This is a genomic window from Acinetobacter sp. ANC 4862, from assembly GCF_004336635.1.
Classification (GTDB): Bacteria; Pseudomonadota; Gammaproteobacteria; order Pseudomonadales; family Moraxellaceae; genus Acinetobacter.
On the sequence record NZ_SJXH01000007.1, the window covers coordinates 61,480 to 76,789 of the forward strand.

The 15,310-nt window shown below is 40.9% G+C and carries 15 protein-coding genes; 4 read left to right on the forward strand and 11 right to left on the reverse strand.

The features are described from left to right. Positions 1 to 145 precede the first annotated feature (145 nt). Positions 146 to 430: a DUF2798 domain-containing protein gene (locus E0409_RS04910; protein WP_131288525.1), complete on the reverse strand. Its 285-nt coding sequence runs from the start codon at positions 428 to 430 to the stop codon at positions 146 to 148. A gap of 197 nt (positions 431 to 627) precedes the next feature. On the opposite strand from E0409_RS04910, the gene argS reads away from it, so the two are divergent. Both argS and E0409_RS04920 read left to right on the forward strand, forming a co-directional pair. Continuing rightward, complete coding sequence (gene argS / locus E0409_RS04915) at positions 628 to 2,418, forward strand: arginine--tRNA ligase (protein WP_131288422.1); 1,791 nt, start codon at positions 628 to 630, stop codon at positions 2,416 to 2,418. Between the two features lie 21 nt (positions 2,419 to 2,439). Then, positions 2,440 to 3,051 carry an SPOR domain-containing protein gene (locus E0409_RS04920; RefSeq protein ID WP_131288424.1) on the forward strand — a complete coding sequence of 204 codons (612 nt, stop codon included), beginning with the start codon at positions 2,440 to 2,442 and terminating at the stop codon, positions 3,049 to 3,051. A 151-nt stretch (positions 3,052 to 3,202) separates the two neighbouring features. Here the strand turns inward: E0409_RS04920 and asd are convergent, their stop codons facing one another. The 3 genes from asd to pncB all read right to left on the reverse strand — a co-directional run bounded on the left by asd (position 3,203) and on the right by pncB (position 6,219). Further along, positions 3,203 to 4,054 (reverse strand): archaetidylserine decarboxylase, encoded by an 852-nt coding sequence (asd, locus tag E0409_RS04925; protein ID WP_131288427.1) that lies wholly within the window; start codon positions 4,052 to 4,054, stop codon positions 3,203 to 3,205. After that, on the reverse strand, positions 4,051 to 4,899 hold the full coding sequence (locus E0409_RS04930) for a sulfurtransferase (protein ID WP_131288527.1): 849 nt from the start codon (positions 4,897 to 4,899) through the stop codon (positions 4,051 to 4,053). The genes asd and E0409_RS04930 overlap by 4 nt, the downstream gene beginning before the upstream one ends. Before the next feature lie 114 nt (positions 4,900 to 5,013). Beyond that, positions 5,014 to 6,219: a nicotinate phosphoribosyltransferase gene (pncB, locus tag E0409_RS04935; RefSeq protein WP_131288429.1), complete on the reverse strand. Its 1,206-nt coding sequence runs from the start codon at positions 6,217 to 6,219 to the stop codon at positions 5,014 to 5,016. A gap of 344 nt (positions 6,220 to 6,563) precedes the next feature. Between pncB and dtd the strand changes: the two genes are divergently transcribed. Then, positions 6,564 to 7,004, forward strand: coding sequence for a D-aminoacyl-tRNA deacylase (gene dtd, locus E0409_RS04940; protein WP_131288431.1), 441 nt, complete (start codon positions 6,564 to 6,566; stop codon positions 7,002 to 7,004). A gap of 9 nt (positions 7,005 to 7,013) precedes the next feature. Here the strand turns inward: dtd and E0409_RS04945 are convergent, their stop codons facing one another. From E0409_RS04945 to serB, 4 genes are all read right to left on the reverse strand, one after another. Beyond that, positions 7,014 to 7,649 (reverse strand): hypothetical protein, encoded by a 636-nt coding sequence (locus tag E0409_RS04945; RefSeq protein ID WP_131288433.1) that lies wholly within the window; start codon positions 7,647 to 7,649, stop codon positions 7,014 to 7,016. 243 nt (positions 7,650 to 7,892) lie between these two features. Next, the gene (locus E0409_RS04950; protein ID WP_131288435.1) at positions 7,893 to 8,372 is read right to left on the reverse strand and encodes an SCP2 sterol-binding domain-containing protein; all 480 of its coding nucleotides are present in this window, start codon (positions 8,370 to 8,372) and stop codon (positions 7,893 to 7,895) included. A 153-nt stretch (positions 8,373 to 8,525) separates the two neighbouring features. Further along, positions 8,526 to 8,861 carry a ciprofloxacin tolerance protein AciT gene (aciT, locus tag E0409_RS04955; protein WP_131288437.1) on the reverse strand — a complete coding sequence of 112 codons (336 nt, stop codon included), beginning with the start codon at positions 8,859 to 8,861 and terminating at the stop codon, positions 8,526 to 8,528. Positions 8,862 to 9,282: 421 nt separating this feature from the next. Then, positions 9,283 to 10,503: a phosphoserine phosphatase SerB gene (gene serB / locus E0409_RS04960; protein ID WP_131288439.1), complete on the reverse strand. Its 1,221-nt coding sequence runs from the start codon at positions 10,501 to 10,503 to the stop codon at positions 9,283 to 9,285. A 77-nt stretch (positions 10,504 to 10,580) separates the two neighbouring features. Here serB and E0409_RS04965 point away from each other — a divergent pair, with 77 nt between their 5' ends. After that, entirely contained in the window at positions 10,581 to 11,834 is a 1,254-nt protein-coding gene (locus E0409_RS04965; protein WP_131288529.1) for a hypothetical protein, read from the forward strand. Between the two features lie 77 nt (positions 11,835 to 11,911). Here E0409_RS04965 and E0409_RS04970 read toward each other — a convergent pair whose 3' ends face one another. The 3 genes from E0409_RS04970 to mhpT all read right to left on the reverse strand — a co-directional run bounded on the left by E0409_RS04970 (position 11,912) and on the right by mhpT (position 15,098). Beyond that, positions 11,912 to 12,853 carry a bile acid:sodium symporter family protein gene (locus tag E0409_RS04970; protein ID WP_131288441.1) on the reverse strand — a complete coding sequence of 314 codons (942 nt, stop codon included), beginning with the start codon at positions 12,851 to 12,853 and terminating at the stop codon, positions 11,912 to 11,914. A gap of 66 nt (positions 12,854 to 12,919) precedes the next feature. Then, positions 12,920 to 13,588: a bifunctional nicotinamidase/pyrazinamidase gene (gene pncA, locus E0409_RS04975; RefSeq protein ID WP_131288443.1), complete on the reverse strand. Its 669-nt coding sequence runs from the start codon at positions 13,586 to 13,588 to the stop codon at positions 12,920 to 12,922. A 301-nt stretch (positions 13,589 to 13,889) separates the two neighbouring features. Continuing rightward, positions 13,890 to 15,098, reverse strand: a complete 1,209-nt coding sequence (mhpT, locus tag E0409_RS04980) for a 3-(3-hydroxy-phenyl)propionate transporter MhpT (protein ID WP_131288445.1) — start codon at positions 15,096 to 15,098, stop codon at positions 13,890 to 13,892. Between the last annotated feature and the right edge of the window lie 212 nt (positions 15,099 to 15,310).

The following is a 15,310-nucleotide window of genomic DNA, read 5'->3' on the forward strand; positions in this document are numbered from 1 at the left end:
GGATGAATGGACAAAATCAGTCTTTAACCGAGCTTTAATCTGCAAGATGCCAATGGCAAAGAAATTTTTAACGCCTCAAAACTGTCCATCTTCCAAAATGCAAAAGCAGAATTATTGGATAAACCGGTTTACTGTAAGGACTTATTTACTTCTGTGGATGAGCAGCAGACAAATCTACCAGTTTGCCTGTCAATTTACGTACCAAAGGTAAAAGGGTTAATACAATTGGAAAAGCAAAAGCCCAAGAGATCATCCAGTTGTGGAACCATAAATTCATAAAACCGTCGATCCAACCCAGATTACGCAGCATATTAATCAAGGAAATAATGCCACTCATCAGGCAAGATAAAATAAATGGTATCACCACCATGGCCCATTTTGCTGGAAGTTTGGGAATATTGCCGATAATCGTTGGGCGTTCAGGTTGCATGTCGTCTGTTCTGTTCATTCCTTCAAGCCCTCCAATATGCCATAAATCATGCTTTTTGGGATCTTTTCCTTGTTTTATCCCCTTCTCCAGTATGGAGACTGTCGGACAAGATTCATTCAATACAAATGGGTTTACCTAAAGACGGTGAAATTTGCTATATTTGCTGTTTTTCCGCGACGTTTATTTTTCGACTGATTATGAATACGGCAATCCAAGCAGCTCTCGATCATGCAGTGCAATCTCTTCAAGCTGAAGGTGTACTCCCATCCGACTTTAATAACAGTAGCAACTTAACGCGAACCAAAGACCGAAGCCATGGCGATTTTGCGTCAAATATCGCGATGATCGGTTCTAAAGCTGCGGGGATGAAGCCTCGTGATCTCGCGGAAAAAATCCTCGCCAGTCTTCCTGAAGTTGCCGATATCAGCAAAGCAGAGATTGCAGGTCCTGGCTTTATTAATTTCTTTTTAAATGCCGACCAACGCTTTACTGTACTGGATCAAGTTCAAGCGCAAAAAGATCAATTCGGTCGTACCCAAGCCAATGCTGAAAAACGCATCCAGGTGGAATTCGTTTCAGCCAACCCGACTTCAAGCCTGCACGTAGGTCATGGTCGTGGTGCAGCGTATGGTATGACTGTAGCGAACCTGCTTGAAGCAACTGGCGCAAAAGTAGATCGTGAATATTATGTCAATGATGCCGGCCGTCAAATGGACATCCTAGCAACATCAACCTACTTACGTTATTTGGAACTCACCGGTCAAGAATTGGTATTCCCTAAAAATGCCTATCAAGGCGACTACGTTAAAGAAATTGCACAAAGCATTATCGACCAAGATGGTGATGCTTATGTACGCCCTGTTGCTGATGTCTATAAAGATGTCCCTGAAGATGTGCAATTTGCAGCCGAGCTTGATGCAGATGGCAACAAAGTTGTACTTTCAGGCGATAAAGAAAAACACATTGATGGCTTAATTCATAATTCGCAAAACTTGATTGGCACAGGCTATCGCGTGTTCCATCAAGCGGCATTAAAAGCCATTCTTGATGATATTAAAGATGACCTTGGTGAGTTTGGTGTAACTTTCCATCAATGGTTTAGCGAAGCTTCTTTAACTGAAAAAATTGACGAAGCCTTAGAAACTTTAGATCAACGCGGTTTCTTGTACGAACAAGACGGTAACATCTGGTTTAAATCGACTGAATTTGGCGATGAAAAAGACCGTGTAGTCAAACGCCGTAATGGTCAAACCACGTATTTCGCATCTGACATTGCTTACCATTTAAATAAATTACAACGTGGTTATACCGATATCGTGGATATCTGGGGTTCAGACCACCACGGTTATATTGCACGTGTAAAAGCTGCGATTGATGCACTGGGTTATGATTCTAAAAAACTGACCGTGCTTCTTGTTCAGTTCGTCAGCCTATGGCGTGGCGGCGAGATGGTGCAAATGTCATCTCGTTCAGGTCAGTTTGTGACTTTGCGTGACCTTCGTAAAGAAGTCGGTAATGATGCTGCGCGTTTCTATTATGTGATGCGTAAATCTGAACAGCACATTGACTTTGACCTTGACCTTGCAGTGTCACAAAGTAAAGACAATGCGGTGTACTACATCCAATATGCTCATGCACGTATTTGTCGTATGCTTGAAAAAGCAGCATCTACCGATGTGAATTTTGATGCCGTGAATGCCCGTCAATTTGCAGTAAAACTTGATCTTGATGCTGAAACTGAAATTTTAGCAAAACTTGCCGCGTATCCTGAAATTGTGATTCGTGCAGCGAATAGCTATGAACCGCATCAGGTGGGGAACTACCTGAAAGAATTGGCAGCATTATTCCATGGTTGGTATAATGAGCATAAAGTACTCAATGATGATGCTGAACTTACGCAAGCACGTTTACTACTTTCGGTAAATGTACAACAAGTCTTACGTAATGGTTTAGAATTATTAGGCGTATCTGCGCCTACATCCATGTAATTAAAATAAAAGGAAGTCCACGTGTTTGGAAAAACGCAACGCGGTGTATCTGAGCGACCGAATAAGCCTAAAAAGCCATTGATTCCGGCATGGCTGGGAACACTTGTCGTCATTTTAATCGTGCTGAGTTTTGCTGTAGCGTTGATGCTATGGAAACCGTGGGCACCGGTTCAGCCGAAGAATCAGATTAATTCTGAACATTACCAGGAAGACACCAACAAAGACTACCGTTTCTACGATTTATTGCCTCAACAACAAGTCACACCTATTCCTGATCAGGCTGTGCCTGAAACTAAAAACTCAGAAACGGTGGTGATTGTTGAAGCACCTGAAGAAAAACCAACGATGAATAGTGAAGCCACTGAGCCAAGTCTTGAAACTGCTGAAGCACCAGTTGCCCATCAGCCAAGCTATATTCTTCAAGTCCGTAGCTATGCTGATCCAGATAGCGCGGATGCTCGTCGCGCCGAAATTATTTTGAATGGTCTTTCTGCGGATGTGGTTAAATCGGTTGAAAATGGTCAAACCTGGTATCGGGTGATTTCTGGTCCTTATGATTCTGCTGAAGCTGCACTGATTGCACAGCAAACTTTACAGCGCAGTGGCATTGATTCTATTGTGGTAAAACGCTAAGTTGAATTCATAAAAAAGCGCCTCATTTGAGGCGCTTTTTTATGCTTTGTGCTTCCCCCTTTATTAAAGGGGGAATGAGGGGGATTTACTGATAAAAGTAAATTCTTTAAATCCCTCCAACCTCCCTTTAAAAAAGGGAGGCTAAAAGCATTTAAACCGTATGCCCCAAAGCCTCACCCATCACTACAGTTGAGTTGGCTTTGAATGCTGCATCCCATTCCATTTTATCTTGTTCAAATAAAATCACAGCGGTAGAACCTAGATAGAAACGCCCCAGCTCTGCACCTTTTTCAAGGAACAGGTTGTGCTGATTGAGTTCCAAACGACCTGTAGGTTTCACCTTCCCTGTCGCAACTGTTTCAATACCGGCAACGATCATGGCACCGACCAAAACCACAGCCATACGACCGAGTTCAGTATCAAACAAACATACCATACGTTCATTACGTGCAAACAAACCCGGAATATTTTCCGCAGTGGTTTGATTCACGGAGAACAATTCGCCGGGTACATATAAAGTTTCAATCAGAGTTCCCGCAAAAGGCATATGCACACGGTGATAATCTTTAGGTGATAAATATACGGTTGCGAACTGACCATTTTTAAACGGTTCAGCCAGTTGTGGATCGGCAATTAATTTTTCAACTGAAAAACTTTGACCTTTGGCCTGAAAAATATCGCCATCTTCAATTTTGCCCAATTGTGAAATTGCACCATCCGCAGGTGAAACCACGCTGTTAGGATTGGCATCAATCTCACGTATACCCTCTTTCAATGAACGGGTAAAAAATTCATTGAACGACTTATATTTCAATGCATCACCTTGTTCAGCAATCGACATATCAATGCCGTATTGGGCTTTAAAAGCCTGAATCACGGTATTTTTGACAATCGGGTTTTCACTGGCTGCGAGTTTCCCCACCACACGTGATAACTGGTGTTGTGGCACAACACGTTGTGCTTGAATAAATAGTTGTTTTTTTAAACGTGATGCGAAACTCAAGACGGTAACTCTCCGGTAATAATCGGACTGTCGAGGCGGTTGCCCCATTCACTCCACGCACCATCATAAGCCTGAATATTCCAACCGAGTAATCGACCCAAGATATAAGCCAAACCCGAACGGTGATGTGACTGACAATACACCACCACAGGCTCGTTTAAATTGAATCCCAATTGTTCTAAGCGTTGTTGAGTGCGTTCTAAGGGATGTAATTTTAAATGATTTTCACGATTAAGGGCAGTACTCCATTCAAAATGTCGGGCATTTGGAATGTGACCGCCGCGTCGCGCTGCCAGTCGAAGCCCTGTGTATTCATCTTCAGTACGGCAATCCCACACTTGAATGTTATTGTTTTTCACTTTTTCTAAAAGTTCTGCATATTGAATACGGTATTGATCAATATGTGCCTGGTTAATTTCAACCAAATTTTCAACAGGTGCTAATTTTTCAACCTCGGAAGAAGTTGGAAGACCTGCAGCCAACCAGGCATGAATACCGCCATTCAATAAACTGGTCTTTTCAAAACCAAGGCAATGTAAATTCCAGATCAGGCGTCCTGCCCATGCCCCACCTTCATCATCATAGGCCACCACGTGATGGTCTGGAGAAATATTTAAATATTCAATCAGTGCTTTCAAGCCATCAATATCGGGAAGCAAACCTGAAGCTTGTTCTTCTTGGCGAACCAGCTGCTTAGGCTTGACATGAATCGCATGCGGAATATGCAATTGATCATAAACAGAACTACGGCTTAAATCGACAATACGTAATTTCTCATTACCCAGATGTGGCAAGAGGTCTTCTGCTTCAATGAGCAGACCAAAATTAAATGCAGGAACAGTCATACTTTTTCGAGTTTTATTTAGATCAACATTGCTGATCTTAGCACAACTCATTTTCACTATTATGCTGATTTTTTGCATTCTTTTAGCAAAAAATCAGCTATAAAAAAGTCACTGTTATTTAGTTTCAGTGATTTGGAACACCTGACGTAAATAAGCAAGGAAAGTATCATTATCGGTCATGGTTTTTCCGGGACTATCGGAAATTTTAGCCACCGACTGACCGTTACATTCCACCAGTTTCAACACAATATTCAATGGGGTTTGTCCCAAATCATTGGTTAAATTGGTGCCGATACCAAAGCTCACCTGGAAGCGATCTTTAAAGTACTGATGCAAATTCCATGCTTTTTCCAAATTCAGCCCGTCACTAAAAGTCAGCATCTTGCTTTTGCTGTCGACTTTCAGTTTTTTGTAGTGGGCATACGCTTTATCGCCCCATTCGTAGGGATCGCCACTGTCATGGCGCAGACCATCAAACAGTTTGGCAAAATACAAATCGAAGTCACGCAGGAAGGCATCCATCCCCACCACATCGGTCAAGGCAATCCCCAAGTCACCGCGGTATTCCTGCACCCAGGTTTCCAGAGCCAGTTTTTGAAAATTACGTAAGCGCACATCTAAAGCTTGAAAGGCTTGCAGGAATTCATGTGCCATGGTGCCAATTGGGGTAATCCCCAGTTCTTTGGCAATTAATACATTACTGGTACCACGGAAAATATATGGCGAGGCTTGATTAAACTCGGTAATGACATGTTTCTGCCAGTCATAACTATAACGACGACGCGTACCAAAGTCGGACACCAAGAAAGGTGGATCATTCGGATTTTGTTCTTGTTCGTACTTTTTAAGCAAAGCCACTTTGGCTTGCAAACGACGTTCACCTTCTGCCAAAACCTCATCAGTACGGATACGGCGGAAATACAATTCGTTAACCAGCGCCAGCACAAAGATTTCAAACATCATCGCTTGTACCATCGGGCCTTCAACCCAAATATCCAAACGGCCTTGATCATCAATACTGGCTTTAATAAAGCGTCGTTTCAGTTGGAATAATTCCAAGTAATCGACAAAGTCACTTTTAATAAAACGCAAGCTACGTAAATATTGCAACTCATCTTCTTTAAACTTGAGCTGACATAAATAATCGAGCTGCTCATTCAAATCATCCAAAATATCCGTCAGTGGATAAACGGTATCTTCTAAATTACGACAACGAAAATGGTAGACGCTATGGGTTTGAGGAAATTTATGCAGAACCACCTGTAACATGGTGAATTTATACAGGTCGGTATCTAATAATGAATGGATGATTGCGGACATATCACTTTCAGTTTTTATCAACTATCCGCATTAAAGCATATTTTTTTCACTATAAAACCAATGTTTTCGTAAATACAGGAAACTATTGAATAAGTTATGCCTCATTTATCCATCACCAAAATAATATTTCATTCTTTCAAATCATTCCAATCCATCTTAAAACACAAGCTCGACCCTTTTAAAAAGGGTCTGTCTAAAGCACGGATGGCAAAAAGAGACTTTCATCTTTATCCATTCATTTATATTTTTTAAATTCACCTATACAAATCACGAGTTTTTAAAGCCTTTAAGCACGTATTTGCTACAATTCACCGCAAATTTGAAATAACTGATTTGGTTAAATTATGCGTGCCTTATTACAACGAGTTTTAGAAGCCAAAGTCGTGGTCGATGGTGAAACCACCGGTGAAATTCAACATGGCATTTTGGTATTTCTGGGGCTAGGTAAAGAAGACAATCTGGAAAAAGGCAAAAAGCTGATCGACAAGATCTTGAAATATCGTTTTTTTGATGATGAACAAGGCAAGATGGGCTGGAATGTCAGTCAAGCGGGTGGCGGATTATTATTGGTTTCGCAATTTACCTTGATGGCTCAAACGCAAAAAGGTTTGCGTCCTGACTTTGGTCCAGCGATGCCGCCAAGTGAAGCCAAAGCACTTTATGAACAATTGGTTGAATATGCAAAATCACAATTTGAGAATGTGCAAACTGGCATTTTTGCAGCCGATATGAAAGTGCATTTGGTTAATGATGGACCGGTGACTTTTAATCTGGAAGTTGAATAAACTATCAAATTACTTTTTAGATAGCTTATCCAACATTAATTGATTCTGAAGGGCTTGTTGGAGCATTGCTTCAGAAGCCTTCCCTCCACTTAATCCCTCTTCAATGCGAACCTTAAGCTTTGCTTCTAATACATTCTCTACGTATCTAAATTTCCCAATTTGTATTTTTTCAAATTCTTGTAATTCGGATTGGTTAAATATCATATTTAAATGATTTAAAATTACACCGTCTTTATGCCATCTAAGCTTTAACTGACGATTTTCTTTAGCTTTAGTTATTAAATAATATATTCGCAGCATTACAGCTCTATAAATAAATAAAAAAGTCCAAATATCATCATCAATATAAATTTTTAAGTTTTCAATTGGATCAACAATATCTGATAATTTTTTTATTAGTTGCCCCATATCATCTTCAAGTATAGGAAAATCTCTCATCGCAGGTATATCGAACAAATTTTCGTACTCCTGCGGAGTAAGAATGTCTAATCTGCCCCCAATTATTGAAGGTTTATTTTTAGATATATATAGAAAAGCATTCCATGCTTTTTCTAAAGCATCTAATTTTTTTGAATATAATAATGATTGTGTTGCACCATAAGTTGTATTAGCCAAATTTAAAGTAGAGATTTTTTTATCAACCAAATCTTTAAGCTGTATTAGCTCAATTTCTTTTTGAACCTCTAATTTGCTTTCTAATTGAGAGAGTTTTTCTTTATATTCATAATCAATACTTTGCTTTAGACGCTCTTGAATCCAATTTTTAAGTAAAAAATTACAATTGGAGCTAGAAGAACACCACCAATAGAAAAACTTAATAAATCAAATGACATTTATTTTTCCAAAAAATAAAGGAGGAATAATCCTCCTTTTTTCGCTTTTTCTTAATTACTTACCGGTTTTTTCACGGATAAATGAACGCACCAATTTCACTTTTTCTTGTACTGGCTTAGGTAATTTTGGTGGAATCAGTTTGGCTACTTTGTTAAACCAAACCAAAAGACCGAAATCGCCTTCCATTTTAATCGTGCCATTTTGCATGCCGGTCATGAAAGCGGTTGGATCGCCTTTCATTAAGGTTTTTACGCCTTGCTCACTGTCTGCAAACTGCAAAATAAAGTCCGCTTTTTCAGCATCACCAGACACAGTATCAATTTGTCCATTGTTTACGATAATTTGACGCGCAACACCCAAATCTGTACCAATTTGAATACGAAATTGACGTTCATGAACTAACTCAATAAATTTTGGACTGGTACGAGCCAATTGCTTCATACGCAAAGCCAAGCCCGCAACTAATAAATCAAGCGGATCCGTGCTTACATCGACCAGTGGTAATTTTACGACAGGAATCGAAGATAGTTTCATGACATTTAAGCCTATTGTAATTGTTGGAAAATTGACGACTTATCCTAACATAAGTTATGTTTTTTGAAGTAAGGCTTTGTATAACAATATTCAACGAACAAAAAAAAGATGTGCTCCTGGCACATCTTTTTTAGAATTCTTGAATACTTCGGTTTAACGGCTTGAGCAGTGCTGCTGGTCTTCTTCATATACCGGTGTATGTTCAATACAACGACGTTCAGTTAAAGCACGTTCTGCACGACGATCTTCGCGTACCAAAAGCATGGCGATCACAACCATTGCTGACATTAACGCAGTCAGATAGCTATAGGTCATGGGTAATTCAAATACCACTTGTGTACCGAAGCGGACAACTTCAATCAATCCCCAAAACAGCATACCTGCAAACATAAAACTTAACAAACGACGATAAGGCGAGAAGAAAACAGCTATCAAAGCAGCCGCAATCAAGCTTAAGCCTACGATGGTCGCTAAATTCGCTGTAACCATAAAAACCTCCGTCTAAGATCAGATTTGGACATTGAAGTTTGTCTAAACCTGATTCCCGATACCGTTAAATAAATGATGAATATGTCTATATCAATCTCTATGCAAGCATTATGCGTAGTTTTTTAAAGAAAAAAAGTCTTGTATTTTCAGAAAGCGACACACCTTGTCGCAACATTATTTTGTCATTACATTTTTTTATTTTTAACTTTTTCTGGAAGTGAGATGGGCACGGACTTGCCGTGTCATTACAAAAAAACAACGCCTTAAAAGCATTAAAAAAATATTTTTTTCGAACGGATTGATTGTTGTTTTTATCAGCAATTCAAGTCGACCGTTCATCGTGTTTTGACTCTTTTTCCAACAAAAAACGCGACATCAATGTCGCGTTTTGTCAATAAACTTCAATAGTTAGCTAGGATAGTTAGGCACGACTCAGGTCTTTATCGTGCACACCGAGTAGATATAACACACCATCTAAACCTACGCTTGAAATGGCCTGATTTGCATTTTGGCGAACTAAGGGTTTGGCACGGAATGCAACACCCAAACCAGCAATTGACAGCATCGGCAAATCATTCGCGCCATCCCCAACAGCAATGGCTTGTTCAAGGGATATGCCCATTCGTTCAGCAAGTTCACGCAGTAAAAATGCCTTACGTGCTCCATCGACAATATGACCTTTGACTTCACCGGTAACCATACCATTTTCAACATCCAGGCAATTGGCATGCACTTCATCAATACCCAATTTTTCTTGCAGGTATTCAGCAAAATATTGGAAACCGCCTGAAAGAATAGCCGTTCGATAACCCAATGCTTTCAAGGTGGAAATCAGGCGTTCTGCACCTTCTGTAACGGTTAGGCGTTCTGCAATTTGAGGTAAAACAGAAGCATCCATTCCTTTTAACAAGGCTACACGGGCACGGAAGCTTTGCTGGAAATCAAGTTCACCTTGCATCGCCCGTTCAGTAATTTCAGCGACTTGCTCACCCACCCCTGCTTCAATCGCCAACTCATCAATTACTTCTTGCTCAATTAAAGTCGAATCCATGTCAAAGCAGACCAAACGGCGGTTACGGCGGTAAGCATTGTCTTCTTGAACTGCGACATCGACATTAAGTTCAGTCGATAAACGCAGGCAAGCTGCACGCATTGCAGTGGCATCCAGCATTTGTCCTTTCAGACCAAATTGTACGCAAGAGCGTTTTGGTCCATCGGCTTGACCCGTTAGCTTTGGACGTTCCGACAAACGCGTTACGGTTTCAATATTAAAACCTTGGTTAGACACAATATTGGTGACTGCTTGTAATTGTGATGCGGTTAATTCTGGTGCAAGTGCGGTCACGATATAACGGGTCTGTCCGCCCTCGCTGACCCATTGATCATATTCTGATGTAGAGATTGGTTTAAAGCGCACAGTTAAACCAATATCATGTGCTAGAATCAAGATCTCCTTCATGGCTAATGCTGTAGCAGTTTGGTCATCTGACGAAACAACAATACCTAAAGTCAGTTGGTTGTGGATGACGGCTTGTCCAACATCCAAAATTTGTAAGGAATGTACGGACAATACCTGCATTAATCGTGTAAATTGATTAGGCTGGTCTGGTCCCAAAAATGATATAAGAATGATTTCTCGCATGAATTGACTCGGATCTGAGCTACAACTATTGTAAGAATCATAATCGAATTTGAATATAAATGCCTTGGAAGTTTACGTTGAATGCGCCTAGACAAGGGCTATTTGCTAGCCTACTGATTGTAAGTTTTGCTTTACACACCTTTTTACTGGTACTTGCGACGACGCATCAGCTGAATGCAAATCGCGCCAGTCAGGGACAGCTGATGACCACGCAACTGGTCACAGACAGCCTATCCGAGCTTGAACCGGCCAATACCGTGTCACTGGCATTATTGGCCGAGCGTTATGCAACCAACCCAAGCGTGGCTTCTATTCGTATTTTAGATGCGAATAATCAGGTACTTGCAACAGGTGGTTTAACCAAGACACGTCAAGGTGAAGTCTTTGTTCGTGAAGCACTGCAAAATGAAAAGAAAGTCGGCACGATTGAAATCACTTTAATCCAATCCAGTATTGGTGAAATTTTACGTACCCAATGGCTGGCGATTTTATTATCGCTGATGATTCACGGCCTATTATGGTTAGCTTATCGTGCGATTGCCCGTCCAAGTCGAACTGAATATTTGGCGCGTATCAATAATGAATCACGTCTCAAACATGAAATTCAAACCTTGACCCAAGCCTTAGAACAAGAGCAACACAATGCTGCTGTCGCAGTGGCTCAAGCACAGCATAATGCCCAAGCAAAGACCAAAACTAAAGAGTCTAAACCTGTCGTCCTTGATGACAACTGCGTTGCATTGAATATTCAGTTTTATGATCCAAAACAACTTCTGGATTCGGTCAATAAAACGGTATCTGTTCCTTATTTCAATTTATGTCAAATTTTTCTGAATAAAACGGCTGAATTGTGTGTTCAACACTACAAATTAAACAGCTCAGATATTTCAACCGTGCATAAATTTGATGAACATGGCGCAACCATTAGTATGTCGGTAGAAACACCCAATGCTGTGCAATGCTTGGTGATGATCAGTACTGTGTTCCAGCTATTGTCAGATGTGTTGTACAAACGCTATCGCGAAGAAAAGCGCTTTGTTTTACAAACCCGTAGTGCAATTTCAAGTCATGTCGAGGCTATGCATCTGACTCCTGTGCAAGCTGCAGAACGTCTGGTTCAACAGTTGGCGGCAAAAGAAAGTGCGATTCATTTACCAAATGAATTACTCAAAGATGTTTCCGACCGTTACCAGTTGGTCAACATGCCAAATCCAACCAATGTGCTGACCCGTCATGCCTTTATGATGAATGGAATGGACAGTGAAGTGGCAGAATTGGCACAGACGTTCAGGACTGAAATTTTAAAAGCCAAACAATCCAAAGCTTCTTAAAACGGATTCATAAAAAAAGCCGAGCACATAAGCTCGGCTTTTTTTCGTCTATTTAAAATAGAGATTTCATTAAACCGCTATTTCGTTTTATTGGCTTTACTGGCCCAATACGTCGCCAAGGCGGGTCCTGAAATGTTATGCCATAAACTAAAAATAGCACTCGGCACAGCAGTAACCGGGGATGCCGCAAAATGCACCGCAGCCAAAGCAACGCCCAAACCAGAATTTTGCATGCCAACCTCTATGGCAATGGCTTTACTGTCAGCATAAGGTAGCTTAAACAGTCGGCTTGCCCAAAAACCCAATAAATAGCCTAGACCATTATGTAACGCGACTACAGCTAAAATCAGTAAACCTGATTCCAAAATTTGCGTCTTACTGCCCCCAATAATGGCCGCCACAATGGCAACAATCGCAATCACGGAAATCAGTGGCATCACTTGAATATAGGCATCGACTTTTTGTTTTAGTACTGAACGAACGATTAAACCCAAAATAATCGGAAACAATACAACTTGCAAAATTGACCCCAGCATTGACATGGCATTAATTTCAATCCATTGGCTGGCTAGCAAATAAAAAATAGTAGGCGTCAACACAGGCGCTAAAATAGTCGAAACCGAGGTACAGGCAACGGATAAAGCGGTATTGCCTTTAGCCATATAGGTAATCACATTCGATGCTGTTCCCCCCGGACAACAGCCCACCAATATCACACCAATCGCAATTTCGGGTGGTAACTGAAATAACTGACACAACAGATAAGCCAGTCCCGGCATCACCACAAACTGTGCGACCACACCAATCACAACCGCTTTGGGACTTTGTAATACTCCTTTAAAGTCATCCACTGTCATGGTCATGCCCATTCCCAACATGATGATACCCAGCATCCAAATGATATAGACTTTGAGCCAGACAAAAGCTTCGGGCACAATTAAAGCAATACCTGCAAATAGCACTACCCACAGCGCAAAGGTTTTTTGAATAAATTGCGTAAAGCGCAAAAAAGCTGACATGATTCAATCCAATATTTATTCTAGCATCTGGGCCAAATGTTACCTTCTACAACAAGCACGGAGAAATTATTGACGATTCCTTTCGCCTAACTGCACACTTTTTGATGCCGCTTGCTGAATAATATCTTTGACCAAGATACGTTTCACCCCTGCTGTTAGCATATCTTGCCAGGCATGTTGCAATGAACCATCGAGGTCAATGCCCTTGGTCGCATCTGAAACCACATAAGCCTTAAAGCCTAATTTACAGGCATCTATCGCCGTCCACGCCACACAAAAATCTGTCGCAATGCCGACTATAAACACCGTATCAATGCCACGTTCTTTTAAATAACCCGCCAAACCGGTTGTCGTCTTTTGATCCGCTTCCATAAAGGCAGAATAACTGTCGATATGCGCATGGAAACCTTTGCGAATAATCAATTGTGCAATCGGTAAGTTTAGATCTGGATGCAGTTCGGCATCTGGCGTGCCTTGAACACAATGCGCAGGCCACAACACTTGGGTTCCATAATCTAATTTGATGGTTTCAAAAGGCTGTTTAGTCGGATGATTTTCAGCAAATGAAACATGATTTTCCGGATGCCAATCTTGGGTAATCACAATATTGTCAAAACACTGCGCCAATTGATTAATGTTCGGAATGATCTGATCGGCATTCGCTACGGCTAAATTACCCCCTGGGGTAAAACCATTTTGTACATCTACTACAATCAAGGCGCTATTTTTTTGCATAATTCGCAGTCCATTATTTGCATGTTGTCATTTTTGTTAAGCATATAACAAAATAAATTGCAGTATTGAGGCTTGGTGCTAAAAATAAAATGACTGCTGATTGAAATAATAAAGCGACTTGGGCAAATTCGATTCCATGCATTTTCGATACTATGCATGTTCGATACTGGGCATATTCAATCCTAGTCAGGATTCAAAGCATAGCCGGAAGTTTTTGATTTGTTTGTGGCTGCAGGATAGAAATAAATTTTAAGTTAAAAAAATAGCCCGCAATCTGCGAGCTATTTTATCGATCAAAAAATTAAGCTTGGGTTTGTAAGCGACGCACCAGAATCAACATAAATACGGCTGAAATCACGATACAAGGAATGGCTGCCGAGATTACCCCTGCTGCACCGAAACCTGCGGCAAGTAACTGACCTGCAATTGTGGGTCCAAGCATTGCGCCAACACGTCCCACGGCTGATGCCATGCCAACGCCTGTTGCACGCACTTCAGTTGGGTACACGATACTACCGAAAGCATAAAGTACACCTTGGCAACCAATAACGAATGCACCAACCAATGCCGAAGCCATATACATTTGCGTCAATGAACTTGCTGCATTCAAGCAGAATAAACCTGCCAAAATACCACCGTACATTAAGATGATCACATAGGCTTTTTTCCAGCGATCCGTCAACATGCCGAGCACGATCGTACCGATTGTTGCACTGACCATGAAGAAGAATTGCGCAGTACTGCCCTCTTTACGGCTAAAGCCCAGTTCCATAAACAATGAAGGCAACCAGCTCAACATGATGTAAACCACCATCAAGGTGAAGAAGTAACTCACTGAAATTAAACAGGTGCGCATCAAGTTCTGGCTGTTGAACAAATCTTTAAAAGAACCTTGAGTTGTTACCGTAGTTGTTTCAGCAGTATTTTGCGCTTTTAAGAATTCACGTGATTCTGGTAAGAATTTAATCATGATTGGAAGCACAATAATCGGCAGTAAACCGCCTAAATAGAAAATGTTTTTCCAATTTGAACCAAAATCTAAACTCGCAATGTAGGATAAAATTGCTGCACCTACAGGCATACCGCAATACATCAAACCCACAGCACGACCACGGTTTTCAGGTCTAACTGCTTCGGAAGCTAGGGTAATCAAGTTTGGCATGGCAGCGCCTAAACCTGCACCTGCTAAAAAGCGAACCAGTAAAAGGCTGTTAAAACTGTTTACCCATACGGTACATAAGGTAAATACAGCAAATACTGCAACCGACCAAATCAGGACCTTTTTCCGCCCGATACGGTCTGAATATCGGCCACCAATCAGCGCTCCAGGTAATAAACCCAGAATCCCTGCGCTAAAAAACACCCCCAATTGAGAACTATCTAAGCCAAAAGATTCACGAATACCGGCTGCTGCAATACCTGCCGCTTGAATATCCAATCCCTCAATCACCGCAATTAAAAAACAAATCGCGACTGTAATGACGGAATGTCTGTTATCTGATCTTTCCATTGGAAAATCCTTGTTCAATCAGTGTCCAAAATAGAGCGTCATCATCCATGAGTCTGGAAATACACATAACTACCAATAAGTGGAACAATCCACAATTTATGGATAAAAATAATAGATATTTAACGTTTTTAAATGCAATAACTCATAGTCGCAAAAACAATTAATCTGGATTTGATCTGGGTGAAAAAATGAACCATACAATAATGATTTCA

Excerpts from the sequence above, each read along its gene's own strand:
- E0409_RS04970 (WP_131288441.1), bottom strand. The coding sequence starts at position 12,853 with ATGTCAGCTTTTTTGCGCTTTACGCAATTTATTCAAAAAACCTTTGCG.
- pncB (WP_131288429.1), bottom strand. The coding sequence starts at position 6,219 with ATGTCCGCAATCATCCATTCATTATTAGATACCGACCTGTATAAATTC.
- E0409_RS04930 (WP_131288527.1), bottom strand. The coding sequence starts at position 4,899 with ATGACTGTTCCTGCATTTAATTTTGGTCTGCTCATTGAAGCAGAAGAC.
- argS (WP_131288422.1), top strand. The coding sequence starts at position 628 with ATGAATACGGCAATCCAAGCAGCTCTCGATCATGCAGTGCAATCTCTT.
- dtd (WP_131288431.1), top strand. The coding sequence starts at position 6,564 with ATGCGTGCCTTATTACAACGAGTTTTAGAAGCCAAAGTCGTGGTCGAT.
- mhpT (WP_131288445.1), bottom strand. The coding sequence starts at position 15,098 with ATGGAAAGATCAGATAACAGACATTCCGTCATTACAGTCGCGATTTGT.
- aciT (WP_131288437.1), bottom strand. The coding sequence starts at position 8,861 with ATGGTTACAGCGAATTTAGCGACCATCGTAGGCTTAAGCTTGATTGCG.
- E0409_RS04910 (WP_131288525.1), bottom strand. The coding sequence starts at position 430 with ATGCAACCTGAACGCCCAACGATTATCGGCAATATTCCCAAACTTCCA.
- pncA (WP_131288443.1), bottom strand. The coding sequence starts at position 13,588 with ATGCAAAAAAATAGCGCCTTGATTGTAGTAGATGTACAAAATGGTTTT.
- serB (WP_131288439.1), bottom strand. The coding sequence starts at position 10,503 with ATGCGAGAAATCATTCTTATATCATTTTTGGGACCAGACCAGCCTAAT.
- E0409_RS04950 (WP_131288435.1), bottom strand. The coding sequence starts at position 8,372 with ATGAAACTATCTTCGATTCCTGTCGTAAAATTACCACTGGTCGATGTA.